The organism is Chelatococcus caeni (genome assembly GCF_014196925.1).
In the GTDB taxonomy this organism is placed as follows: domain Bacteria; phylum Pseudomonadota; class Alphaproteobacteria; order Rhizobiales; family Beijerinckiaceae; genus Chelatococcus_A; species Chelatococcus_A caeni.
This window is the reverse complement of record NZ_JACIEN010000003.1, coordinates 366936-390077: the sequence shown is the minus strand read 5'-3', so window position 1 is coordinate 390077 and position 23142 is coordinate 366936. Positions and strand designations below refer to the sequence as shown.

The following is a 23142-nucleotide window of genomic DNA, read 5'->3' as shown; positions in this document are numbered from 1 at the left end:
GAGCCGGCGTCAGCCGGGCTGGCCGGAGCCCAAGGTGTCGGGCAACTTCTCGATGATGCTGGCGAGATCTTCCTCGTCGACGAGCTGTGCCGCCTCGTCGGGAGAGAACCAGCGCCGTTCGCGCTCGTCCATCTCCGGCCAGCGGCGGCGCTCCTTCTCGACCGTCAGCGGGAAGAGCTCGACCTCGCAGTCGACGGTCGCGTTGCGCTTCAACCGCTTGGCATAGACATAGGAGCCGATGGGGTGGGCTGCGATGGAGCCGGCCACGCCCGCCTCCTCAAAGGCCTCGCGTGCCGCCGTGTCATGGCCGTCGAGGCCCTTCATCGGCCATCCCTTGGGCACGATCCAGCGGCGCGTCTGGCGCGAGGTGATCAGCATGATCTCGAGCTGGCCCTCCGGGGTGAAACGCACCGGGATGGCACCGAACTGCTTGCGGCGGGACTTGCCCATGGGCTCCTGATACATCGTTTTTTGTTGTGAACCTCGCTGGTCTTAACGGGCCTGCCCGGTTTCCGCCACTCCGCAAAACGAAAACGCCGCCCCTTCGCGAAGGGGCGCTGCTCAATCGAAGCGGCGGGAGCAAGCGGCGCTTATGGCAGCGCCATAACAGTCATACGCCCCTTTGTGCGGACTGTCATGTCGGCTACGGCTGCCACGCTCGCGCCTGCCGCAAGTTTGCTGCGGAAGCGAAACGAAAACCGAACGAATCGAATATACCATAACCGGCTAACAATTCGAGCGCCGACTTGTTCCGTAAAAAAGCTTCAGGAGAGCTTCAGAAGCCGCTCGCCCCGCCGGCCGTCAGGACGATCTGGGGGGCGGGCGACGGGACCAGCCGGGTGTGGGTCGCCGCCGCGACGTCCGGCGTGCGGGCGGCGTCCATGATCTCCCGGGCGAGGCTGCCGGCGAGGCAGGCATAGCCCCGGTCACTCATGTGGAAGCCGTCTGCCGCCAGCATCGGGCGCAGGCCGCCCGGCGCATGGAGGGCCCAGGTCTTCATGAGCCCGTAGCGGGAGAAGACGCAGGCCTTCATGCGCGTGCCGACGTCGTCGACGATGGACACGAAGCGTTCGTAGCGCGCCGGCCGCGAGATGGTGGGGTAGAACTGCTGGTCGATCAGGACAAGGTCGGCGCCGGTGGCGAGAACGCTCGTGACGCCGCGCTCGATCAGCTCCCGGAAGGCATCCTCGTGCACGTCGGCAAGGGCGTCATTGGTTCCGACCTGCCAGAGCACGAGGTCCGGCTGCACGATGGCGAGCTGCTGCTCGAGGCGAACGAGCGTCTGCGCCGCCGTCTCGCCGCCGACGCCCGACACGTGCATGCGCACCTCGATGCCCGGCAGGGCGGCTTCGACGAGCCGTTCGAGCTGCAGCGGGTAGCCGGCGCCCGGAGCGGATGCGCCGACGCCGGCCGTCGTCGAGGAGCCGATGGCGAGGATGGTGAGCGGAGCCCCGGTCGCGATGCGCTCGGCCGTCCGCTCCAGCGTGTCGTTGACCTTCAGCATCGGCTGATGGGCGGCGCAGCCCGGGCCGGCGTCCGCTGCCGCCGCAGGGGAGGGGATCCGGACATTCTCCTGCGCGCGTGGCGCGGCGGGCGACAGGAGAAGCCCGGCCGCGGCGAGAAGGATGCACCCCAGGCGGCCAGGCGCACGACGCACTGCTGCCGACGTCAGTCGCAACACATTGTGCAAGATGATACGCCCCCCTCGGCGCGACGCGCCGCTACAGATATGCTCTCAAATAGCACGGCGGCGAGGTCGGCAAAAGATGCCCGGTTTTGGCAAATGCGGCCGCCCGGCTGGACGAGTGGTTGCGCAAGCGCCACCTTGATCAGAGGGCCCGCTACGGGCCGAGACCGCGGGCCAAGGGAGACGGCGCGTGAACGTGATGAAGGCAGGCGGGTTCGAGCAGGTCGCGAGCGCGAGCGAAGCGGTCGATCGGCTCGCGGCACTGCATGGGGCGGCCTGCCAGTCCCTGCGCGGCGCGCTCGAGCGCTATCTGAAGGAGCACAAGCCGCCGACGCCGGCCGAGCGGGCCACCTTCCGCTATCCCGAAGTGCGCGTGACCTATCGCCCGGAGGGCGTCATGCCGGTCTCGGCGCGCGCCTATGCCAAGTTCCAGGGCCCGGGCGTCTATTCGACGACGGTGACGCAGCCCGAGGCCTTCCGGCCTTATCTCGTCGAGCAACTCGGCCTCCTGATGCAGGATTTCGACGCCCGCGTGGAGGTGGGCGTCAGCGGGCTCGACATTCCCTATCCCTATATCGTCGACCGGGGGGACGAACTCGCGGGGCAGGGCGTGAGCGCGGCCGAGCTCGCGCGCTTCTTCCCGACGCCCATGCTGGCCGCGGTCGGTGACGAGATCGCCGACGGACTGTGGGAGGTCGAGGAGGGCAGGGCGCGCCCGCTCGCCCTCTTCGATGCGGTCCGCGTCGATTTCTCGCTCAGGCGGCTCGTGCACTACACCGGGACCGACTGGCGCCTCATCCAGCCCTGGGTGCTGCTCACCAACTATCACCGCTACGTCGACCAGTTCGTGCGCTGGGCACTGGCGCGGCTCAACGACGACGACCGCTATGAGCGTCTGGTGCTGCCGGGCAATGTCGTCATCCCGCGCGGGCTCGCGGAGGACGAGGCCATCGCGCGCGTCACCGGCGTCGCCTGGCACCGCTTCCAGATGCCGGCCTATCACCTCGTGGCGCGCGACGGCCATGGCGTGACCCTCGTCAACATCGGCGTCGGACCGGCTAACGCCAAGAACATCACCGACCATCTCGCCGTGCTGCGCCCGCACTGCTGGCTGATGATCGGCCACTGCGGCGGCCTGCGCCAGTCGCAGATGATCGGCGACTACGTGCTCGCCCACGCCTATCTCAGGCAGGACCGCATCCTCGACGAGGCGGTGCCGACGCATGTGCCGATCCCGGCGCTCGCCGAGGTGCAGGTCGCCCTGCAGGAGGCGGCGGCCATCGTGACCGGCGACAAGGGCGAGGCGCTGAAGCGGCGCCTGCGCACCGGCACCGTCCTCACCAACGACGACCGCAACTGGGAGCTGCGCTGGTCGCAGGAGCGGCGGGTCATCAACCTCTCGCGCGCCATCGCGGTGGACATGGAGAGCGGCACCATCGCCGCCCAGGGCTATCGCCTGCGCGTGCCCTACGGCACCCTGCTCTGCGTCTCCGACAAGCCGCTGCACGGCGAGATCAAGCTGCCCGGCGCGGCCAACGCCTTCTACGAGCGGGCGGTGGGGGAGCATCTCGAGATCGGCCTCAAGGCGCTCGACCTCCTGCGCAGCCAGCGGGCGCAGCTGCATTCACGCAAGCTGCGCAGCTTCGACGAACCCCCCTTCCGCTGATCCCGCGCAGACCCGCGATGCGCCACCGGCATGGCATCGGCTGCGGCAATTGGTGCAGGCTCGCGGCCCCGACCAGCAGCGAGGCCTCCCATGCAACTGTCGATCGCCGACATCACAGCGGCTTTTCCGAAATTCCGCGTGGCGGTGGTGGCGGTCGACGATCTTGCGATCACCGGTGCGCGCCCGCCCGCCCTCGATGCGCTCATCGCCGAGCGCGAGGCCGAGTGCCGGCAGCGCTGGGGCCAGCGCGAACTGTCGCAGGTGCCGGGCATCGCCGCCTGGCGCGAGGCCTACAAGGGCTTCGGCATCAAGAAGACGAGCTACCGCTCCTCGGTCGAGCGGCTCGTCAAGCGCGTCACCGCCGGTGAACGGCTGCCCGTCGTCAACAGCTTCGTCGACCTCTACAACGTCGTGTCGCTGACCCACGTCTTCTGCTGCGGGGCGGACGACCGTGACAAGGTCGCCCCGCCGCTCGCCTTCCGCTACGCCCGCGAGGGCGACAGCTTTCGCGATATGGCGGCCGCCCCCGATGCGGATCCGGAGGACCCGCCGAAGCCCGGCGAGGTGGTCTATGCCGATGCCCGCCACGTGCTGTGCCGGCGCTGGAACTGGCGGCAGGATGCACGCACCGGCATCGATCCCAACACCACGCGCACCGTCACCACCATCCAGGCGAACGGCGTCGGCGACCTCGAGGCGGCGGTCGCCGATTTCGTCGCCCTCGTCGCCGCCCATTGCGGCGGCCATTGCCGCGTCGCCATCGCCGACCATGCGACGCCGGTGGTGACGCTCTGATCCCGTCAACGGCGCGCGCGAAAAGCCGCGGCGAGGGTGCGCAGGGCCGTGCGCGTGCGTGGATCGCTTGCCCGGCTGTGCAGCACGACGGGTGAGGAGGGAAAGGCCGGCAGGCCCCAGTCCGGCCCGATGTCGACGGCGCCGGGCGGCGCGATGCGACGGGCGAGCGGCGCGACGGCGAGGCCGGCCTCGACGGCCGCGGTGACGGCGGCGATGCCGCTGCCGACGAAGGCCTCGGTCCAGGCGATCCCGGCCGCATCGAGCAGGCGCAACGCATGCCCCCGCACGCCGCAGGGCGGCGCCAGCGAGGCGAGCGGCAGGGGCTCCACCGGCGCGCTGCCCGCGAGGCTTTCGGCGGCGAACCAGCCGAAATCATCGGTGAACAGCGCCTCGCCGTCGCGCCGGTCCGCCTCGCGCCGCACGATCGCGGCATCGACCTCGCCCGCGTCGAAGGCCTCGAGCAGCGGCCGCGAGAAGCCCGAGCGGATCTCGATGCGCAGAGCCGGGTCGCTCGCGCCGAGGCGGGCGAGGAGGCGGGGCAGGTCGGGCCCGGCGACATGGTCGCTGATGCCGAGCACGAGGCGCCGCTCCTGCGGTGCCTCGCAGGCGAGGGCGCGTTCGTGGGCGGCGAGCAGGTCGCGCGCCGGCTGCAGGAAGGCCGCACCCTCGGGCGAGAGGCGGACGAGACGGGGCGTGCGCTCCAGCAGGCGTCGGCCGAGGCGCTCCTCCAGCCGGCGCAGTTTCAGGCTCACGACCGATTGCGTGGTGCCCAGCACTTCGGCCGCGCGGGTGAAGCTGCGCAGATCGGCCGTGAGAACGAAGGCCTCAACGGCGTCGATGTCGAGAGCCGCCATGGTGATTCCGCGAGTCATTTCATTTCGCAATCATTGTTATCTCTGATGATGCGATTTTTCAATCTATGCCGCCGCGGTAGCCTGCTGCATCCGAAAATGCAGGAGACGAACCATGCCGATCATCGAGGTGAAGTTTGCCGCGGCGCCGGGGCGCCGCGTCGCCAGGCGCGAGATTGCAGGGACGGCGAGCGCCCTTGCGGCCGACATTCTGGGCAAGTCCCCCGCCGTCACCGCGGTGGTGGTGGAGGAGATCGCGGCGGAGGACTGGTTCTGCGGCGGCCATGCGCTCGCCGAGAGCGGGCTTGCGAGCTTCTGGCTGTCCATCCGCATCACGGAGGGCACGAACACGCGCGCGGAGACGGCGGAATTCATCGCCGCGACCTTCGCCGCCATGGGCCGCCTGCTCGGGCCGCTGCACGAGGAAAGCTACGTCCATGTGATGGAGGCGCGCGGCTTCGCCTACGGCTACGGCGGCCGCACGCAGGACGAGCGGGCGATGGCGGCGAGGATGAAGGCGCCGGTGCCGGCGTGAAGGGGCCGGGATGGCGCCGAGGGCAACCGGGCTGATGCCCGTATCCTGGAAGGGAAGGGCTATCGCACGTGAAAGAGCGCTATTGATCCCTCCCCTGCAGGGGAGGGTGGATCGGTCCGCAGGACCGAGACGGGTGGGGTGAGGGCCGGGAACGGTGTTCACAATCTCAGCCGTGCGGCCCCCTCCGTCACCGCTTCGCGGTGCCACCTCCCCCGGTGCGGGGGAGGATCGCGGCCGCCCTCATGCTTGCTGCCCGTATGCGTCTTGTCTGTGCCGAACCGTGTTCGGTCTTGCATCTCTCTCAGCTTCATATAAACATATGTTTATATCTGACGGACGAGAGCGATGCGCCAGCCGCTGTCACTGCCATTCACGACGTTGCTCGCCGGGCTCAAGGCCGCGGCGGAGGAGACGCGCCTGCGCATCCTGGCGCTGCTCGCGGATGGCGAGCTCAACGTTTCCGATCTCACCGACATCCTCGGCCAGTCGCAGCCGCGCATCTCGCGGCATCTGAAGCTGCTCACCGAGGCGGGGCTCGTCGAGCGCCATCGCGAGGGGGCCTGGGCCTTCTTTCGCCTCGATCACCGCAACGGGGCCGCGGCGGCGATCCGGGCGGTTCTGGAAAGCCTCGATCACGACGACCAGCAGCTCGCCGCCGACCGGGCGCGGCTCGCCGCGGTGCGCAAGGCGCGCGCCGAGAGCGCGCAGGCCTTCTTCGCGCGTCTTGCCGCGGACTGGGACCGCATCCGCTCGCTGCACGTCTCGGAAGAGGCGGTGGAGGAGGCGGTGCGCGAGGCCATCGGCGAGAAGCCGCTCAACGCTTTCCTCGACCTCGGCACCGGCACCGGGCGCATGCTGCAGCTCGTCGCGCCGCTCGCCCGCCGGGCGGTCGCCGTCGATGCCAATCATGCCATGCTGTCGGTGGCCCGGGCCAATATCGAGCGGGCCGGGCTCTCCGGCATCGAGCTGCGCCAGGGTGACATCTATGCCCTGCCGGTCGAGCGCAACGCCTTCGACCTCGTGCTCGTGCACCAGGTGCTGCACTACCTCGACGATCCCGCGCGGGCCATCCGCGAGGCGGCGGCGGTGCTGGCGCCGGGCGGGCGCCTGCTCGTGGTCGATTTCGCGCCGCACGAACTCGAGTTCCTGCGCGCCGAGCACGCCCACCGCCGCCTCGGCTTCGCCCATGAGCAGATCGCCCAGTGGTTCGCCGAAGCGGGACTCGATCTCATGGCGACGCGCGAATTGAAGCCGCCGCGCAGCGACGCCGACAAGCTCACCGTCTGCCTGTGGTTGGCGCGCGACAGGCGCGTCGTCACGGACTGGCCCTTGCAAGCACCCGAGAAAGAGGTCGCCTGATGTCGCACGCTCCCTTCCGCCCCAGTCGTCGCGGCGCGTGCCCGGTGCGCGTCTCCTTCGAATTCTTCCCGCCGAAGACGCCGGAGATGGAGGCGACGCTGTGGGCCTCCATCGAGCGGCTGGCGCCGCTCGGGCCCCATTTCGTCTCCGTCACCTACGGGGCCGGCGGCTCGACGCGCGAGCGCACGCACAGCACGGTGAAGCGCCTCGTCGAGGAGACGCCGCTCGCGCCGGCCGCGCATCTCACCTGCGTCTCGGCGACCCGCGCGGAGGTGGACGAGGTCGTCCGCGCCTATTGGGCGGCGGGCGTCCGCCACATCGTGGCCCTGCGCGGCGACCCGGCCGAGGGCATCGGCGCCGCCTATACGCCGCATCCCGGCGGCTATGACGGCTCGCCCGAGCTCGTCGCCGGCATCCGCGCCGTCGCCGATTTCGAGGTCTCCGTCTCGGCCTATCCGGAAAAGCACCCGGAGAGCGTCTCCATCGACGCCGACATCGAGCTTCTGAAGCGCAAGGTGGATGCAGGCGCGACGCGCGCCATCACCCAGTTCTTCTTCGATAACGACGTCTATTTCCGCTACCTCGACAAGGTCCGGGCGCGCGGCATCGACATTCCCATCGTGCCGGGCATCCTGCCGGTGCAGAACTTCAAGCAGGCGGCCAATTTCGCCGCGCGGGCGGGGGCGAGCATCCCGGCCTGGCTCGCGGGCCGCTTCGACGGCCTCGACCAGGACGTGGAGACGCGGCGCCTCATCGCGGCGGCGGTCGCGGCCGAGCAGGTCATCGACCTCGTCGACCGCGGCGTGACGGACCTGCACTTCTACACGATGAACCGCGCCGACCTCGTCTATGCCATCTGCCACCTGCTCGGCCTCAGGGCCGGAACGGCGGTGGCCGAGCCCGTGGCCGCCGCGGCGGTGGCGTAACCCATTCAAAGGTCGTTTTGACATGACAGACGTTCGCCCCGCCGACGGCGCCGAGGTGCGCAGGGCCCTCACCGAAGCCGCACGCCAGCGCATCCTCGTGCTCGACGGGGCCATGGGCACCGAGCTGCAGGCCTACAAGTTCTCGGAGGAGGACTTTCGCGGCGACCGCTTCCGCAGTCACAACCGGGAGCTGCGGGGCAACAACGACCTCCTCATCCTCACCCAGCCGGACGCGGTGCGCGACGTGCACCTCGCCTATTTCCGCGCCGGGGCCGACATCGTCGAGACGAACACCTTCTCCGGTACCTCGATCGCGCAGGCGGACTACGCGCTGGAGGCGATCGTCTATGAGCTCAACGTCGAGGGCGCGCGCCTCGCCCGCGCGGCGGCCCGCATCGCCGAGGCGGAGGACGGACGGCGCCGCTTCGTCGCCGGTGCCGTGGGGCCGACCAACCGCACGCTCTCCATCTCGCCCGACGTCAACAACCCGGGCTTCCGCGCCGTGACCTTCGACGAGGTGTGCGACGCCTATGCCGAGCAGGTGCGGGGCCTCGTCGACGGCGGCTCGGACATCATCCTCATCGAGACGATCTTCGACACGCTCAACGCCAAGGCGGCGATCGTCGCCGCCAAGCGTGTCTTCGCCGAGAAGGGCGTCGACCTGCCCGTCATGATCTCGGGCACGATCACGGACCTCTCGGGCCGCACGCTCTCGGGCCAGACGCCGGAGGCCTTCTGGTATTCGGTGCGCCATGCCGAGCCCTTCTCGGTCGGCCTCAACTGTGCCCTCGGCGCGCGCGAGATGCGCGCCCACATCCAGGAAATCGGCAAGGTCGCGGACACCTTCGTCTGCGCCTATCCGAACGCCGGCCTGCCCAACGAATTCGGCCTCTACGACGAGAGCCCGGAAGCGATGGCGGCGATGATCGCGGAATTCGCCGAGGCCGGCCTCGTCAACCTCGTCGGCGGCTGCTGCGGCTCGACGCCGGCGCATATCCGGGCGATTGCCGAGGCGGTCGACGGCAAGGCCCCGCGTGCCATCCCCGAGATCGCGCCGCGCATGCGTCTCGCCGGGCTCGAGCCCTTCGTGCTCACGCCCGACATTCCCTTCGTCAATGTCGGCGAGCGCACCAACGTCACCGGCTCGGCCCGGTTCCGCAAGCTGATCACGGCCGGCGACTACGCCGCGGCGCTGGACGTTGCGCGCGACCAGGTGGCGAACGGCGCGCAGGTCATCGACGTCAATATGGACGAGGGCCTGCTCGACAGCCAGAAGGCCATGGTCGAGTTCCTCAATCTCATCGCAGCCGAGCCCGACATCGCCCGCGTGCCGGTGATGATCGATTCCTCGAAGTTCGAGGTGATCGAGGCCGGGCTCAAATGCGTGCAGGGCAAGGCCATCGTCAATTCCATCTCGCTCAAGGAGGGCGAGGAGAAGTTCCTCGCCGAGGCACGCATCTGCCGCGCCTTCGGCGCCGCGGTCGTCGTCATGGCCTTCGACGAGACGGGGCAGGCCGATACGGAAGACCGCAAGGTCGCGATCTCGACGCGCGCCTACAAGCTGCTGACCGAGAAGGTCGGCTTCCGGCCCGAGGACATCATCTTCGATCCCAACGTCTTCGCCGTGGCGACGGGCATCGAGGAGCACGACAACTACGGCGTCGATTTCATCAACGCCACGCGCCGCATCCGCGAGAGCCTGCCGCACGCGCATGTCTCCGGAGGCGTCTCGAACCTCTCCTTCTCCTTCCGCGGCAACGAGCCGGTGCGCGAGGCGATGCACGCGGTCTTCCTCTACCACGCCATCGGGGTGGGGATGGACATGGGCATCGTCAACGCCGGCCAGCTCGCCGTCTATGACGAGATCGAGCCGGAGCTGCGCGAGGCCTGCGAGGACGTCGTCCTCAACCGCCGCAAGGACGCGACCGAGCGGCTGCTGGCGCTCGCCGAGAACTTCAAGGGCAAGGGCAAGCAAGCCAGGGAGCAGGACCTCACCTGGCGCACCTGGCCGGTCGACAAGCGGCTGGAGCACGCGCTCGTCAACGGCATCACGGACTATATCGAGGAGGACGTCGAGGAGGCGCGCCTTGCCGCCGCGCGGCCGCTGCACGTCATCGAAGGCCCGTTGATGGCCGGCATGAACGTCGTCGGCGACCTCTTCGGCGCGGGCAAGATGTTCCTGCCGCAGGTGGTGAAGTCCGCCCGCGTCATGAAGCAGGCGGTCGCCTATCTCATGCCCTACATGGAACAGGAGAAGGAGGCCGAGGGCATCACCGACCGGCCCGCCGCCGGCAAGGTGCTGATGGCGACGGTGAAGGGCGACGTGCACGACATCGGCAAGAACATCGTCGGCGTGGTCCTGCAGTGCAACAACTATGAGGTCATCGACCTCGGCGTCATGGTGCCGGCCCAGAAGATCCTCGACACCGCGCGCAAGGAGAAGGTCGACATCATCGGCCTCTCCGGCCTCATCACGCCGTCGCTCGACGAGATGTGCTTCGTCGCCTCGGAGATGGAGCGCGAGGGCTTCGACATCCCGCTCCTCATCGGCGGCGCGACGACCAGCCGCGTGCACACGGCGGTGAAGATCCACCCCAACTATGCCCGTGGGCAGGCGGTGCACGTCAATGACGCGAGCCGCGCCGTCGGCGTCGTCTCGGCCCTCCTGTCGTCGGAGCAACGCGGCCCCTATATCGAGACGGTGCGCGGCGAATATGCCAAGGTCGCCAGTGCCCATGCGCGCAGCGAGGCCGACAAGCAGCGCGTGCCGCTGGAGAAGGCCCGCGCCAATGCGGTCAAGATCGACTGGGCGGGCTACACGCCACCGAAGCCGACCTTCCTCGGCACGCGCGTGTTCCGCTCCTACGACGTCGGGGAACTCGTCCGCTGCATCGACTGGACGCCCTTCTTCCAGACCTGGGAGCTGAAGGGCCGCTTCCCGGCGATCCTCGAGGACGAGGAGCAGGGCGCGGCGGCGCGCCAGCTCTACGAGGATGCGCAGGCGATGCTGAAGCGCATCGTCGAGGAGCGCTGGTTCAACCCGAAGGCCGTCATCGGCTTCTGGCCGGCGAACGCGGTCGGCGACGACATCGCGCTTTATACGGGCGAGAGCCGGCAGGAGAAGCTCGCCACCTTCTTCACGTTGCGCCAGCAGCTCACGCGGCGTGACGGGCGGCCCAATGTGGCGCTCGCCGATTTCGTGGCACCCGAGGGGGTGAAGCCCGATTATGTCGGCGGCTTCGTGGTGACGGCGGGCATCGAGGAGGAGCGCATCGCCCGGCGCTTCGAGCGCGCCAACGACGACTATGCCTCCATCATGGTCAAGGCGCTCGCCGACCGCATCGCCGAGGCCTTCGCCGAGCGCATGCACCAGCGCGTGCGCAAGGAGTTCTGGGCCTATGCCCCGGACGAGGCGCTCGACAACGACGCGCTGATCCGGGAGGAATATGCCGGCATCCGCCCGGCGCCGGGCTATCCGGCCCAGCCGGACCATACGGAGAAGGACACGCTCTTCCGCCTGCTCGAGGCGGAGCGGCGCATCGGCGTGAAGCTCACCGAGAGCTTCGCCATGTGGCCGGGCTCGTCCGTCTCCGGGCTCTACATCGCCCATCCGGACGCCTTCTACTTCGGCGTCGCCAAGGTGGAGCGCGACCAGATGGAGGACTATGCCCTGCGCAAGGGCATGGAGATCGCCGAGGTGGAGCGCTGGCTCGCCCCCATCCTCAACTACGACCCGGCGACCTACGCGCGCCAGGCGGCGGAGTAATCAGCAGACCAGAAGCATCGCTCCTCGCCGTCATGCCCGCGCTTGTCGCGGGCATCCACGCCTTGACATGTCGAGCAACCTCAAAGGCGTGGATGGCCGGGACGAGCCCGGCCATGACGACGGAAAGGGGCAGCCTGGAAGCACCAACGCCGTTTGGGTCTCGTGCTAGCGGCAGCTATTTCGCATGCCCACTCACACGATCACGGTTGCCGCCGGCCGGCCGGCGATGAGGTCGCGCAGGGTGGTGATGGTCGATGCATCGGCGATGCCGTCGATGCGCTCGGGGCGGAAATGGCGCTGGAAGGCGGCGACGACGGCGGTGGTCGCCTCGTCGTAGCGGCCGGTGAGCGCGATGTCGTAGCCGTACATGGCGAGCATCGCCTGCAGCGCCTCGACCGGCTGGCCGCTCTCGCCGGGGCTGAGGAAGCGCCCGCCGCGCACCGGTGCCGGGCGCACGAAATGGCCGATGCCGGCGCGGTTGAGCTCCTCCCAGGGGAAAAGTTCACCAGGATCCAGCTTGCGCTCAGGCGCGACGTCGGAATGGCCGAGGACGCGGTCGGCCGGGATCGACCAACGGGAGACGATGTCACGGCTGAGCGCGATGACGGCGGCGATCTGCGCCGCGGGATAGGGCGGAAGGCCACCGTCATGGCCCGGGTTGGCGATCTCGATGCCGATCGAGGCCGAGTTGATGTCGCGCTCGCCGGCCCATGAGGCCTTGCCCGCATGCCAGGCGCGGCGCCCCTCCGGCACGAGCTGCAGCACGTGGCCGTTCTCGAAGACGAAATAATGCGCGGAGACCTCGGCCGCGGGGTTGCACAGGCGCTGCAGCGCCTCGCCCGCGTCCGGCATGCCGGTGTAGTGCAGCACCAGCATGTCGGGACGGCGCGGCATGCCGTCCGCGCCCAAGCGCTCGCCGTGGTTCGGGGAGGGGAAGACCTTGGCGGCGACGGGGCTGTCGGGTTTGGGCTGCTCGCTCATGACGTGACCTTTGCGGGCTCTTTCTCGTTCATCCGTCGCTGGCGCACGATCTCGTCCCAGGCGGCATTGAGGGCGGCAGTGCGGTCGGTGGCGATGCGCACGGCCTCGGGCGGCAGGCCGCGGGCGATCTCCCGGTCGGGATGGCTCTCGGCGATGCGCCGGCGGTAGAGACGGCGCAGCTCCGCGTCGCTCATGCCGCGGTCCGCGCCGAGGATGACATAGGGATCGTCCGTGCGGTGTACGTGACGGGCCTCGATGCGCGCGAAGTCCGCTTCGCTCAGGCCGAAGATGCGGGCGACGGTCGCGAGATAGGCGAGTTCGTGCTCGTGCAGGGCGCCGTCGGCCGCGGCGATGAGGAAGAGGCCGTCGAGCACGTCCTCGAGCAGCGCCGGCTCGTCGGCGAGGAGGGCGGCCAGCTGGCGGGCATAGGCCTCGAAGCCGGCCGTGGTCGCCTTGGCGACGTTGAACAGGCGTGCGATCTGGGCGAATTCCTCGGCCGGCGCTTCGATGATGGCATGGAAGGCGCGGATCTCGGAGCCCGTGACGACGCCGTCCGCCTTCGCCATCTTGGCGGCGAGCGCGACGAGCCCGGTCGTGAACACGACCTGCCGCGGTGGCGGCCGGAAGAGGGCGTTGGCGTCATCGATGAGGAGATGGCCGGCAAGTGCGCCGAGAAGAGCGCCGAGCGGGCCGCCGATGGCCAGTCCGATGCCGGCGCCGCCGAGCTTGCCCCAGCCGAATTTGCCCCACATGGGTCGAGACCGCTTCCCTGCCACCGCTGCCCCGATGCTGCGCCCGCGCGCTTGTTCCGCGCCGGGGCGGCGCGACGCCGGCCTCAACAGACAAGGCAGGAGAGAGCTAGCGGGGCAGGGGGTTCTTGGCAAGGCGGGAAAGGCGGCCGGGAGCGTGCGCGCGGCCGGTCCGGCCGCGCGCAGATCTTCAGTAGCACTCGCGATAGCGGCGGCCGCGATAGTAATAGTAGTCGCAGCGCGGAGCAGTGGCCGCGCCGACCACGGCACCTCCGGCGGCACCGATGGCGCCGCCGACGAGCGCTCCGCCGACGTCACCGGTCGCTACGCCGCCGATGGCGGCTCCGGCCGCACCGCCGATCAGCGCGCCGCCGACAGCCCGGTCCTGCGGGGTGTTGCAGGCGGCAAGGCCGAGCGCAACCAGTCCAAGTACGGCGCCCTGCCTGAGATGACGCTTCATGGTATTGCTCCTGTTCCACTGGGCCGGCCGGTATCCGGCGCGGCCGAGATTGCCATTCTACGCGCGGCTTGTTGCCACGACAATTTCTGCTCGCTACAAGGCGGTTTCTTTGTGTCGCTCCATGTGCGCGGACTTTCCTGTTGATAATTTCTTGTTATAGAAAATAATAGTATATCACATCCATGTATTTGGCAATTTTTCCTTCAGAAAAAGTGTATATCTTTTACTTTAACATTCAAATTCCCTGCCGCCGCCCGATATGTGCCTCATTCTTGGGTGAAGTCCTCCGTCTATTCAATGGCTGTTGCCTCGGGGATGGGGGCGATCATGGTAGGACGACTGGCGGTCTGTTGCGTCGCTCTGGCGGTGTCGGCCTCGGCCTGCGCCCAGACGGGAGACGGGGATAAGGTATCGGCCGCGGGCGAGACCGTTGCGGCGGCGGCGATGCCGGTTCCACGCCCCGCGGGCCTCGGCGAGCGCGCGGCCGGGCGGACCGTTCCGGCGCCGGACAACCGGTCCCGCGTGCGGATCCTCATCGCCCGCCACGCGGCCGAGCGGGGCGTCCCGGCCGATCTCGCCGACGCGGTCGTCCGGCTCGAGAGCAACTACAATCCGCAGGCGCGCAACGGCGGCAACCTGGGGCTGACGCAGATCAGCTTCGCCACGGCGCGGGCCTATGGCTACAGCGGCTCGCGCGAGGGTCTGTTCGATCCCGAGACCAATCTGACCTTCGGAATTCGCTATCTCGCCGAGGCCTATCGCCTCGCGGGCGGGGACACCTGCGGCACGATCCTCCGTTATCAGGCCGGCCATCGCGCCCGGTCGATGACGGCTGCCGCGCGGCGCTATTGCGCCAAGGTGAGGCCCCTGTTGGCGGCTCGATCTTGAGGAGAAACAGCAGGACGAGCCGGTAACGGACGTATCCCGAAACAGTGCCGAGCGAAGCATGGCCGGGGCGCCAGCCCCGGACGGGATGTCCTTTTGTGTGTGTAAGGGTCAAGGAGTACGCGTTTTGAAGAGTTTGCGTTCCGCCGCTTTCGGCATTTCTTCCATCCTCATCGTTTCCGCCACGCCGGCTCTGGCCGATCAGTCCGACCAGTACGAGGTATTGTTCCAGCCGCGCGCCGACATCACCAAGATCGACCAGACCGCGTCGGAGCCCTCCCGCGAGGCTGCCCGCAAGACCGTGAAGGCGCGTGCGCGCTCGCACGAGGCGGCGGTCGCCCGGACCGAAGCTGCGCGGGACAAGGTGGCTGCGCGGGACAAGGCGCCGGTCAAAGCCGAGCGCGGCAAGGTGGTCAAGAACGGCCGCGCGCTGGGCTATGTCCATTCGACCCGCGAGCGTTACCGCGACCTCATCGCCAAGCACGCCAAGGAGCATGGCCTGCCGTTCGCCCTCGTCGACGCGGTCGTGCGTGTCGAGAGCCGCTACAATCCGCGTGCCTACAACGGTGGCGCCTACGGCCTCATGCAGATCAAGCACCAGACCGCCCGCGGTCTCGGCTACGGCGGTTCGGCGGCCGGGCTCTACGATCCGGACACCAACCTGCGCTATGCCGTGAAGTACCTCGCCCAGGCCTACCAGATGTCGGGCGGCGACACCTGCACCACCGTGATGCGCTACCAGAGCGGCCACTACGCCAAGCGCATGAACGGCGCGAACCGCGCCTATTGCTCCAAGGTGCGCACGATCGTCGCGAGCCTCGGCTCGCAGGAATCCTGATCGATCTCCGCTCCTTCGATCTCCTGATGCACGCCGCCGGGTGTCTTGCGCGTGACGCTTGACCCCGGCGGGCGCAATCCCATATGCCGGGTGCGCCAGTCGGCCGGACGGCCGCCGCATGCGGGGCGACCCATGTGCGGAGGAAAGTCCGGGCTCCCAGGAAACACGGTGCCGGATAACGTCCGGCGGGGGCGACCCCAGGGACAGTGCCACAGAAAGCAAACCGCCCTTCGAAGCCCCGGCGGAGAAGGGCAAGGGTGAAAGGGTGCGGTAAGAGCGCACCGCGCCGGCGGCAACGTCGGCGGCACGGCAAACCCCACCGGGAGCAAAACCGAATAGGGACGACGGGGGCGCGCAAGCGTCCGGGCCGGTTTCCAGGCCTGTCGTCCGGGTTGGTTGCTCGAGGCGGTCGGCAACGACCGTCCCAGATGAATGGCCGTCACGTCCGGGGCGACCCGGGCCATACAGAACCCGGCTTACAGGCCGACTGGCATTTTCTTTCTCCTGATTCATGAACGGCATCGGACGGCGGGATGGGCCGCGTCCGATCTGCTGCCGCATGCTTGCATTGCCGTGCCTCGTCCGGCCGCACGCACGAGCACGGGCGCTGGAGCGCCGCCGCTCCCCCTCGTCATGCCCGCGCTTGTCGCGGGCATTTGCATGTCGGCTTTGCCGCCGCCTGTCGCCTGTCTGGCGGAAGCCGTTGCCTCAATTGCGAAAATTCGCGGTGTCAGGCGGTGCTTTCCGGGCTCCCGAAACCCTTCGTTAACCATGTCGCGCTGTCATCGTGGCTGCTTCGACGCTTGCCGCCGGGGTGTCCGATTCCGTTGACGACCATGATTTCCCATGCTATCCCAAATCATCCCGTCGCTGGACGTCTGTTTCGAGCTTCGCGGGGCCGGCGCCAAGGCGGTGCGGGGCTCGCGGCCGGCCGGATTCAACGGTGGCGGCGGGGTGGGGTGCGGCGGTGCGGCCGCGGCTCCGGTGGAAGCGAACGGTGCCGCAAGGGCAGGGGGCCATGGACCGCTTCGTGTCCAACTTCACGAACCGGGTGGACGCGAAGGGGCGTGTGTCGATCCCCGCGTCGTTCCGGGCCGTGCTGGCGCGGGACGGTTTCGAGGGGCTCTACGTTCATCCGGCGCTCGATGCGCCGGCGCTCGATGCGGGCGGCAACGCATTGCTGGCGGAGATCGACGGGCTTCTGTCGACGCTTTCGCCCTATTCGGAGGAGCGCGATCATCTCTCGACCGCACTCTTGGGCACCAGCGAGGTGCTCAAGGTCGATCCGGAGGGGCGCGTGATCCTCACCGACACGCTCAGGGAGCATGCGGGTCTGGCCGATACGGTCACCTTCGTGGGCCATGGGCACAAGTTTCAGCTTTGGGAGCCGGAGCGCTTCCGTGCGCATCTCGAGGAGGCGCGCGCCAAGGTCCGGGATCTCAAGAAGTCGCTCGGCGCGGCGAGGGGGTTGGCCACGCCTCTCGCATCGAGGCCGGGCGGCATGCCTCCCGGAGCACGGGAATGATGACGGGCCGCGGCGACGGCTCGGCCGACGCCGCTGGCGGACCGGCCCGTCACGTTCCCGTGCTCCTGGGGGAGGTGCTGGCGCATCTTTCGCCGCGCGGCGGCGGCGCCTATGTCGACGGCACCTTCGGGGCGGGCGGCTATACGCGCGCCATCCTTGCGGCGGCGCCCGATCTTCGCGTGCTCGGCATCGACCGTGATCCCGACGCCATTGCCGGCGGGGCCGATCTCGTGGCGGCGAGCGGCGGGCGGCTGGTGCTCGCCCATGGCCGCTTCGGCGATCTCGACGTGCTGGCGGAGGACGCGGGCTTTGCGCCGGCCGACGGCGTCGTCCTCGACATCGGCGTCTCCTCCATGCAGCTCGACGAGGCCGGGCGGGGCTTCTCCTTCCGCTTCGACGGCCCTCTCGACATGCGCATGGAGCAGAGCGGCGAGAGCGCGGCGGACCTCGTCAACACGGCGGACGAGCAGGTGCTCGCCGACATCATCTATCACTACGGCGAGGAGCGGCGCTCCCGCGCCGTGGCGCGCGCCATCGTCGCGGCGCGCAAAAGCGCCCCCATCGAGACGACGCGTCGGCTCGCGGAACTCGTCGCCGGCGTCGTCAGGGCGGATCCCCATGGCCCGCACCCGGCGACGCGGACGTTCCAGGCGCTCAGGATCGCCGTCAACGACGAGCTCGGCGAACTGGTGCGGGCGCTCGTCGCGGCCGAGCGCATCCTGAAGCCGGGCGGCCGGCTCGTCGTCGTCACCTTCCATTCGCTGGAAGACCGCATCGTCAAGCAGTTCCTGGCGCGGCGCAGCGGCCGCGCCGGCGGCGGCTCGCGGCACGTGCCGGGGCTCGCCGGGCCGGAGCCGTCCTTCACGCTCGTTGCGCGCGGCGCCGTCGCGCCCGGGGCGGCGGAGGTGGCGGCGAACCCGCGCGCCCGGTCGGCCAAGCTGCGCGCCGGCGAGCGGACGGAGGCGCCGCCGCAGGGCGAGGACGAGGCGCTCGCGCTGCTCGCGAGCCTGCCGGCGCCGAAACGGAGGGGCGGGCGATGATTGTCCGGTTTCTGCACATCGCCGCCATCGGCGCGCTCGTCGCCTCGGCGGGCTACGCCTATTCGATCAAGTACGACACGATCTACCTGTCGGAGCAGGTGGCCAAGCTCAAGGCCCAGGTGCAGCGCGAGAAGGACGCGATCGCCGTGATGCGGGCCGAGTGGCAGCTGCTCAGCCGGCCGGACCGCGTGCAGGCGCTCGCCGCCAGCCATCTCGACCTGCAGCCGCTCCAGGTGCAGCAGATCGTGCGCCTGCAGGATGTGCCGGAGCGCAAGGCGCAGGTCGACGCCATCGGGCGCAAGCTCGAAGACCTCGGCCTCTCGGCGCCGACCGCGACCCCCGGCGCCGGCGATGCCGACGCACGCACGCCCTCGACCTCCAGCCGGTGATGGATGCCATGCACGACACGGATCCGACCGCCCCGCAGCAGAAACCCAGTCAGAAGGCCGCCACCGAGACACGGGCGGCGCGCCTGCGCCGTTTCCTCGCGGGTGTCTTCAGCCTGAGGGTCGAGAAGTCGCAGGCGCGGGTCGGCGTCGTGACCCTCGCCTTCGCCGGCCTGTTCGTCGTCATCACCGGCCGCCTCGTCCTGCTGGCGGTGGCGCCCGATGCGCCGGGCGACCTGCGCCGCGCCTCGGCCGAGATTTCCATCGCCCGGCCGGACATCGTCGACCGCAACGGCATCCTGCTCGCGACCGACGTGAAGACCGTGTCGGTCTATGCCGAGCCGCGCAACATCATCGACAAGGACGAGGCGACCGAGCTGCTGACGGCGGTGCTGCCCGACCTCAACGCCCGCGAGCTGCGCGAGAAGCTCGGCACCCGGCGCGGCTTCGTCTGGGTCAAGCGCGAGATCACGCCGCGCCAGCAGGTCGAGGTGCACCGCCTCGGCATCCCCGGCGTCGGCTTCCTCACGGAGAACAAGCGCGTCTATCCGAACGGGCCCATCGCCTCGCACGTGCTCGGCTTCGCCAATGTCGACAACGAGGGCATCGCCGGCATCGAGAAATATATCGACGGCCTCGGCCTGCGGGCGCTGGCGGGGGCGGGTTTCGCGACCCAGGCGACCGACCTCGAGCCCATCAAGCTCTCGATCGACCTGCGCGCGACGCACGCGCTGCGCGACGAGCTCGTCAAGGGCATGGAGAAATTCAAGGCCAAGGCCACCGCCGGGCTCATCCTCGACGTGAAGACGGGCGAGGTCGTCGCGCTCGCCTCCCTGCCGGATTTCGACCCGAACAACCCCGTCGAGGCGCTCGATCCCGACCGGATCAACCGCATCAATGTCGGCGTCTACGAGATGGGCTCGACCTTCAAGGCCATCACCACGGCGATGGCGCTCGATTCCGGCAAGGTCAACATCAACTCCACCTTCGACGCCCGCGGCGTCATGCGCTACGGCCGCTTCACGATCCGCGACTATCACGGCCAGAACCGCATCCTCAGCGTGCCGGAGATCTTCATCCACTCGTCCAACATCGGCACGGCCAAGATGGCCCTGACGGTCGGCGTCGAGGGTCACAAGGCGACGCTCAGGAAGTTCGGCCAGCTCGACCGCCTGCGCACGGAGCTGCCGGAGAGCGCGGAGCCGATCCTTCCCCCGCGCTGGGGCGAGCTCAACACCATCACCATTTCCTACGGCCACGGCCTCGCGGTGGCGCCGATCCAGGCCGCGGCGGGCACGGCGGCGCTGATCAACGGCGGTCATTTCATCACCCCGACCTTCCTCAAGCGGGACGAGGAGGAGGCGCTTGCGGGCGCCCGCCAGGTGGTGAGCCCGAAGACGAGCGAGGCCATGCGCTACATCATGCGCCTCAACGCCGAGCGTGGCTCGGCCCGCAAGGCGGCGGTGCGCGGCTACTACATCGGCGGCAAGACCGGCACCGCCGAGAAGGTCATCAACGGCCGCTACGACCGCAACAAGAACTTCACCACCTTCATGGCCATCGCGCCGGCGGACGACCCGAAGTATCTTTTCGTGGTGCTGTACGACGAGCCGCAGGGCCTGCCGGAGACCTACGGCTATTCCACGGCCGCCTGGAATGCCGGCGTGACGACCGGCAAGGTGATCGAGCGCGTCGCGCCGCTGCTCGGCCTGCCGCCGCGGTTCGAGAAGCCGTACCGGCCATTCCCGGCCATGGCGCAGGCCGGCGCCTGGGGCATCCAATGACGGACGCTGCACGCACCGACGGTTTTGCACTGGGCGACATCCTGCCCGATGCCTTCGCCGGAACGCTCCATGCACCCGTGCGCGTGCGCGGCGTTGCCTTCGATTCGCGCAAGGTGCAGCCGGGCGACGTCTTCGTCGCGCTCGCGGGCGCGCGCGAGGACGGCCGGCGCTATATCGCGGATGCGCTGGCGCGCGGCGCCGCCGCCGTGGTGGCGGAGGGAGGCCGGCCCGAGGACTTTCCGCGGGAGGTGATCTTCGGCTCCGTCATCGACGCCCGCCGGGCGCTGGCGCTGGCCGCAGCGCGGGTCTTTCCCCGCCAGCCCGGCACGATCGTCGCCGTCACGGGCACGAGCGGCAAGAGCTCCGTCGCCGAATTCGCGCGCCAGCTCTTCGCGGCCTGCGGCCACGAGGCGGCGAGCCTCGGCACCATCGGCGTGGTCGCGCCGTCGGGTGCCCACTACGGCTCGCTGACCACGCCGGATCCGATCGCCCTGCACCAGACGCTTGACCGCCTCGCCGGCGAGGGCGTGACGCACCTTGCCATGGAGGCGTCCTCGCACGGGCTCGACCAGCGGCGGCTCGACGGCGTGCGCCTCGCGGCTGCCGCCTTCACCAATCTCGGCCGCGACCACCTCGACTATCACCCGACCGTCGAGGCCTATCTCACGGCCAAGCTCCGGCTCTTCGAGCGCCTCCTGCCCGAAGGCGCGATCGCCGTCGTCAATGCCGACGCGCCGGAGGCCGCGCGGATCGAGGCGATTGCCGAGGCGCGGGGGCTCGATGTCATCAGCGTCGGCCGGGCCGGCCGCGACATCGCCATCGCCGACGTTGCGCGCGAGGGCTTTTCGCAGCGCCTCAAGCTGGCGCATGAAGGCCATTTCCACGAGGTGCTGCTGCCGCTCGCCGGCGACTTCCAGGCGGCGAACGCCGTCGTCGCGGCCGGGCTCGCGCTCGCGGCCGGCTGCGTGATGGAGGACATCGTCCACGGGCTTGCCGGCATTGCCGGCGTCAAGGGGCGCCTCGAGCGGGTGGCCGAGGTCAACGGCGCGCTCGTCGTCGTCGACTATGCGCACAAGCCCGATGCGCTCGCCCATGTGCTCGATGCGCTGCGGCCCTATGCCACCGGGCGGCTCTTCGTCATCGTCGGCGCGGGCGGCGACCGCGATCCGGGCAAGCGGCCGATGATGGGCGCCATCGCCAGCGAGAAGGCCGACGTCGTCATCGTCACCGACGACAATCCACGCTCCGAGGACCCCGCGACGATCCGCGCCGCCATCCTTGCCGCGGCCCCCGATGCGCGCGAGATCGGCGACCGCGCCGAGGCGATCCGCACGGCGGTTGCCGAGCTCGGACCTGGGGATGTTCTCGTCGTCGCCGGAAAAGGTCATGAAACGGGCCAGATCGTCGGGTCAACGACCATACCGTTTTCCGATCACGAGGCCGTGCTCGCGGCCGTTGCGGACCTTGAACGATGAACGACGCCCTCTGGACAGGCCTCGAAATCCTCGGCGCGCTCGGCGCCCGGGCGCACGGCGGCCTGCCCGACACCATTACCGGCGTGTCGATCGACACGCGCACGCTCGCGCCGGGCGATCTCTTCTGCGCGCTCGCCGGCAGCCGCGACGGGCATGAATTCGTCGCCGATGCGCTCGCCAAGGGTGCGGCAGCGGCGCTCGTCGACGAGGCGCATTTCGATGCCCTGTCGCACCTCGGGCCGCTGCTGGTGGTGCCCGACGTGCTTGCGGCCATGGGCGCGGCTGCGCGCGCCGCGCGCGCACGCACGAAGGCGCAGGTCGTCGCCGTCACGGGATCGGTCGGCAAGACCGGCACCAAGGAGGCGCTGCGCCTCGCCCTCGGCAAGCAGGGCAGGACGCATGCGGCCGTCGCCTCCTACAACAACCACTGGGGCGTGCCGCTGACGCTGATGCGCATGCCGCGCGACAGCGCCTACGGCATCTTCGAGATCGGCATGAACGCGCCCGGCGAGATCGCCGCGCTCGTGGCGCAGGTGCGCCCGCACGTCGCCATCATCACCACCGTCGGGCCCGTGCATCTCGAATTCTTCCCCTCGGTCGAAGCGATCGCCGATGCCAAGGGCGAGATCTTCTCCGGCATCGAGCCGGGCGGCACGGCCATCATCAACCGCGACAATCCCCATTTCGAGCGGCTGAAGCTGCATGCGGCGGCCTCTCCCGCCGGCCGCATCGTCTCCTTCGGCGAGCAGGAGGGGGCGGACGTGCGGGCCGAGCGCATCCTTCTCAAGTCCGACATGACGATCGTCGAGGCCCGGGTCTTCGGCGAGGCCATCGCCTACCGGCTCGGCAGCCCCGGCCGGCACGTCGCGCTCAACAGCCTCGCCGTCATGGCGGCGGTCAAGGCGCTCGGGGCCGACATCGCCCTTGCCGGGCTCGGCCTCGGCGAGCTCCAGCCGATCATCGGGCGCGGCGAGCGCACGTCGATGAAGGGGCCGGGCGGCACGATCACGCTCGTCGACGAGAGCTTCAACGCCAATCCCGCCTCCATGCGGGCGGCGGTCGACACGCTCGCCGAGGCGGACGTGGGGCTGCGCGGCCGGCGCATCGCGGTTCTCGCCGACATGCTGGAGCTCGGGCCGGACGGGCCGGCGCTGCACCGCGCGCTCGGCGAGTTCGTGGCGCAAAGCGGCGTCAATCTGGTCTTCGCCTGCGGTCCGCTGATGAAAAACCTGTGGCAGGCCCTTCCGCAGGAGATGCGCGGGCGCTATGCGCAGACACCTGCGGAGCTCGAGCCGGAACTCGTCGGCGCGCTGCGCGGCGGCGACGTCGTCATGGTCAAGGGCTCCAAGAGCACGTACGTCTCGCGCATCGTCGCCACCCTCAAGGATCGCTACCCCCGTGAAGCGGCGCGTGCCGAAGCGGACATGTAAGCGG

At 69.5% G+C, this 23142-nt stretch carries 20 protein-coding genes and 1 other RNA gene; 15 read left to right on the top strand and 6 right to left on the bottom strand.

Features of this window, described 5'->3' with window-relative positions; genetic code table 11:
- Positions 1–9: 9 nt before the first annotated feature.
- Together GGR16_RS14760 and GGR16_RS14755 are read right to left on the bottom strand one after the other, a co-directional pair.
- Entirely contained in the window at positions 10–465 is a 456-nt protein-coding gene (locus tag GGR16_RS14760; protein ID WP_040405065.1) for an NUDIX hydrolase, read from the bottom strand.
- A gap of 310 nt (positions 466–775) precedes the next feature.
- Positions 776–1657 (bottom strand): GDSL-type esterase/lipase family protein, encoded by an 882-nt coding sequence (locus tag GGR16_RS14755; protein WP_183317067.1) that lies wholly within the window; start codon positions 1655–1657, stop codon positions 776–778.
- 229 nt (positions 1658–1886) lie between these two features.
- On the opposite strand from GGR16_RS14755, the gene GGR16_RS14750 reads away from it, so the two are divergent.
- Positions 1887–3353, top strand: a complete 1467-nt coding sequence (locus tag GGR16_RS14750) for an AMP nucleosidase (protein ID WP_026015347.1) — start codon at positions 1887–1889, stop codon at positions 3351–3353.
- Positions 3354–3443: 90 nt separating this feature from the next.
- Positions 3444–4148 (top strand): B3/B4 domain-containing protein, encoded by a 705-nt coding sequence (locus tag GGR16_RS14745; protein WP_183317066.1) that lies wholly within the window; start codon positions 3444–3446, stop codon positions 4146–4148.
- Positions 4149–4153: 5 nt separating this feature from the next.
- Here GGR16_RS14745 and GGR16_RS14740 read toward each other — a convergent pair whose 3' ends face one another.
- The gene (locus tag GGR16_RS14740; protein WP_183317065.1) at positions 4154–5002 is read right to left on the bottom strand and encodes a LysR substrate-binding domain-containing protein; all 849 of its coding nucleotides are present in this window, start codon (positions 5000–5002) and stop codon (positions 4154–4156) included.
- A 112-nt stretch (positions 5003–5114) separates the two neighbouring features.
- Between GGR16_RS14740 and GGR16_RS14735 the strand changes: the two genes are divergently transcribed.
- From GGR16_RS14735 to metH, 4 genes are all read left to right on the top strand, one after another.
- Positions 5115–5534: a tautomerase family protein gene (locus GGR16_RS14735; protein WP_183317064.1), complete on the top strand. Its 420-nt coding sequence runs from the start codon at positions 5115–5117 to the stop codon at positions 5532–5534.
- 345 nt (positions 5535–5879) lie between these two features.
- A complete protein-coding gene (locus GGR16_RS14730) occupies positions 5880–6893 on the top strand; it encodes an ArsR/SmtB family transcription factor (RefSeq protein ID WP_183317063.1) in 1014 nt (337 codons plus the stop codon).
- Positions 6893–7819: a methylenetetrahydrofolate reductase [NAD(P)H] gene (metF, locus tag GGR16_RS14725; protein WP_183317062.1), complete on the top strand. Its 927-nt coding sequence runs from the start codon at positions 6893–6895 to the stop codon at positions 7817–7819. Before GGR16_RS14730 ends, metF begins: the two co-directional genes overlap by 1 nt.
- Before the next feature lie 22 nt (positions 7820–7841).
- Positions 7842–11585, top strand: a complete 3744-nt coding sequence (gene metH, locus GGR16_RS14720; protein ID WP_183317061.1) for a methionine synthase — start codon at positions 7842–7844, stop codon at positions 11583–11585.
- Between the two features lie 192 nt (positions 11586–11777).
- Here the strand turns inward: metH and GGR16_RS14715 are convergent, their stop codons facing one another.
- From GGR16_RS14715 to GGR16_RS14705, 3 genes are all read right to left on the bottom strand, one after another.
- The gene (locus GGR16_RS14715; protein WP_019403420.1) at positions 11778–12566 is read right to left on the bottom strand and encodes an N-acetylmuramoyl-L-alanine amidase; all 789 of its coding nucleotides are present in this window, start codon (positions 12564–12566) and stop codon (positions 11778–11780) included.
- A complete protein-coding gene (locus GGR16_RS14710; protein ID WP_183317060.1) occupies positions 12563–13318 on the bottom strand; it encodes a molecular chaperone DjiA in 756 nt (251 codons plus the stop codon). The genes GGR16_RS14715 and GGR16_RS14710 overlap by 4 nt, the downstream gene beginning before the upstream one ends.
- A 187-nt stretch (positions 13319–13505) precedes the next feature.
- On the bottom strand, positions 13506–13775 hold the full coding sequence (locus GGR16_RS14705) for a hypothetical protein (protein ID WP_019403418.1): 270 nt from the start codon (positions 13773–13775) through the stop codon (positions 13506–13508).
- A 327-nt stretch (positions 13776–14102) separates the two neighbouring features.
- Between GGR16_RS14705 and GGR16_RS14700 the strand changes: the two genes are divergently transcribed.
- The 9 genes from GGR16_RS14700 to GGR16_RS14660 all read left to right on the top strand — a co-directional run bounded on the left by GGR16_RS14700 (position 14103) and on the right by GGR16_RS14660 (position 23138).
- The gene (locus GGR16_RS14700) at positions 14103–14663 is read left to right on the top strand and encodes a lytic transglycosylase domain-containing protein (RefSeq protein WP_082312593.1); all 561 of its coding nucleotides are present in this window, start codon (positions 14103–14105) and stop codon (positions 14661–14663) included.
- A gap of 124 nt (positions 14664–14787) precedes the next feature.
- Entirely contained in the window at positions 14788–15498 is a 711-nt protein-coding gene (locus tag GGR16_RS14695; RefSeq protein ID WP_245258927.1) for a lytic transglycosylase domain-containing protein, read from the top strand.
- A 95-nt stretch (positions 15499–15593) separates the two neighbouring features.
- An RNA gene (gene rnpB, locus GGR16_RS14690) (RNase P RNA component class A) lies at positions 15594–15993 on the top strand.
- Between the two features lie 523 nt (positions 15994–16516).
- Complete coding sequence (gene mraZ / locus GGR16_RS14685; protein WP_019403415.1) at positions 16517–17023, top strand: division/cell wall cluster transcriptional repressor MraZ; 507 nt, start codon at positions 16517–16519, stop codon at positions 17021–17023.
- Positions 17023–18063 carry a 16S rRNA (cytosine(1402)-N(4))-methyltransferase RsmH gene (rsmH, locus tag GGR16_RS14680; protein WP_425486576.1) on the top strand — a complete coding sequence of 347 codons (1041 nt, stop codon included), beginning with the start codon at positions 17023–17025 and terminating at the stop codon, positions 18061–18063. Before mraZ ends, rsmH begins: the two co-directional genes overlap by 1 nt.
- Positions 18060–18452 (top strand): cell division protein FtsL, encoded by a 393-nt coding sequence (ftsL, locus tag GGR16_RS14675; RefSeq protein WP_019403413.1) that lies wholly within the window; start codon positions 18060–18062, stop codon positions 18450–18452. The genes rsmH and ftsL overlap by 4 nt, the downstream gene beginning before the upstream one ends.
- Positions 18452–20233, top strand: coding sequence for a peptidoglycan D,D-transpeptidase FtsI family protein (locus GGR16_RS14670; RefSeq protein ID WP_183317058.1), 1782 nt, complete (start codon positions 18452–18454; stop codon positions 20231–20233). Before ftsL ends, GGR16_RS14670 begins: the two co-directional genes overlap by 1 nt.
- The gene (locus GGR16_RS14665) at positions 20230–21708 is read left to right on the top strand and encodes a UDP-N-acetylmuramoyl-L-alanyl-D-glutamate--2,6-diaminopimelate ligase (RefSeq protein WP_183317057.1); all 1479 of its coding nucleotides are present in this window, start codon (positions 20230–20232) and stop codon (positions 21706–21708) included. Before GGR16_RS14670 ends, GGR16_RS14665 begins: the two co-directional genes overlap by 4 nt.
- Positions 21705–23138 (top strand): UDP-N-acetylmuramoylalanyl-D-glutamyl-2,6-diaminopimelate--D-alanyl-D-alanine ligase, encoded by a 1434-nt coding sequence (locus GGR16_RS14660; RefSeq protein WP_183317056.1) that lies wholly within the window; start codon positions 21705–21707, stop codon positions 23136–23138. Before GGR16_RS14665 ends, GGR16_RS14660 begins: the two co-directional genes overlap by 4 nt.
- The last annotated feature ends 4 nt before the right edge of the window (positions 23139–23142 follow it).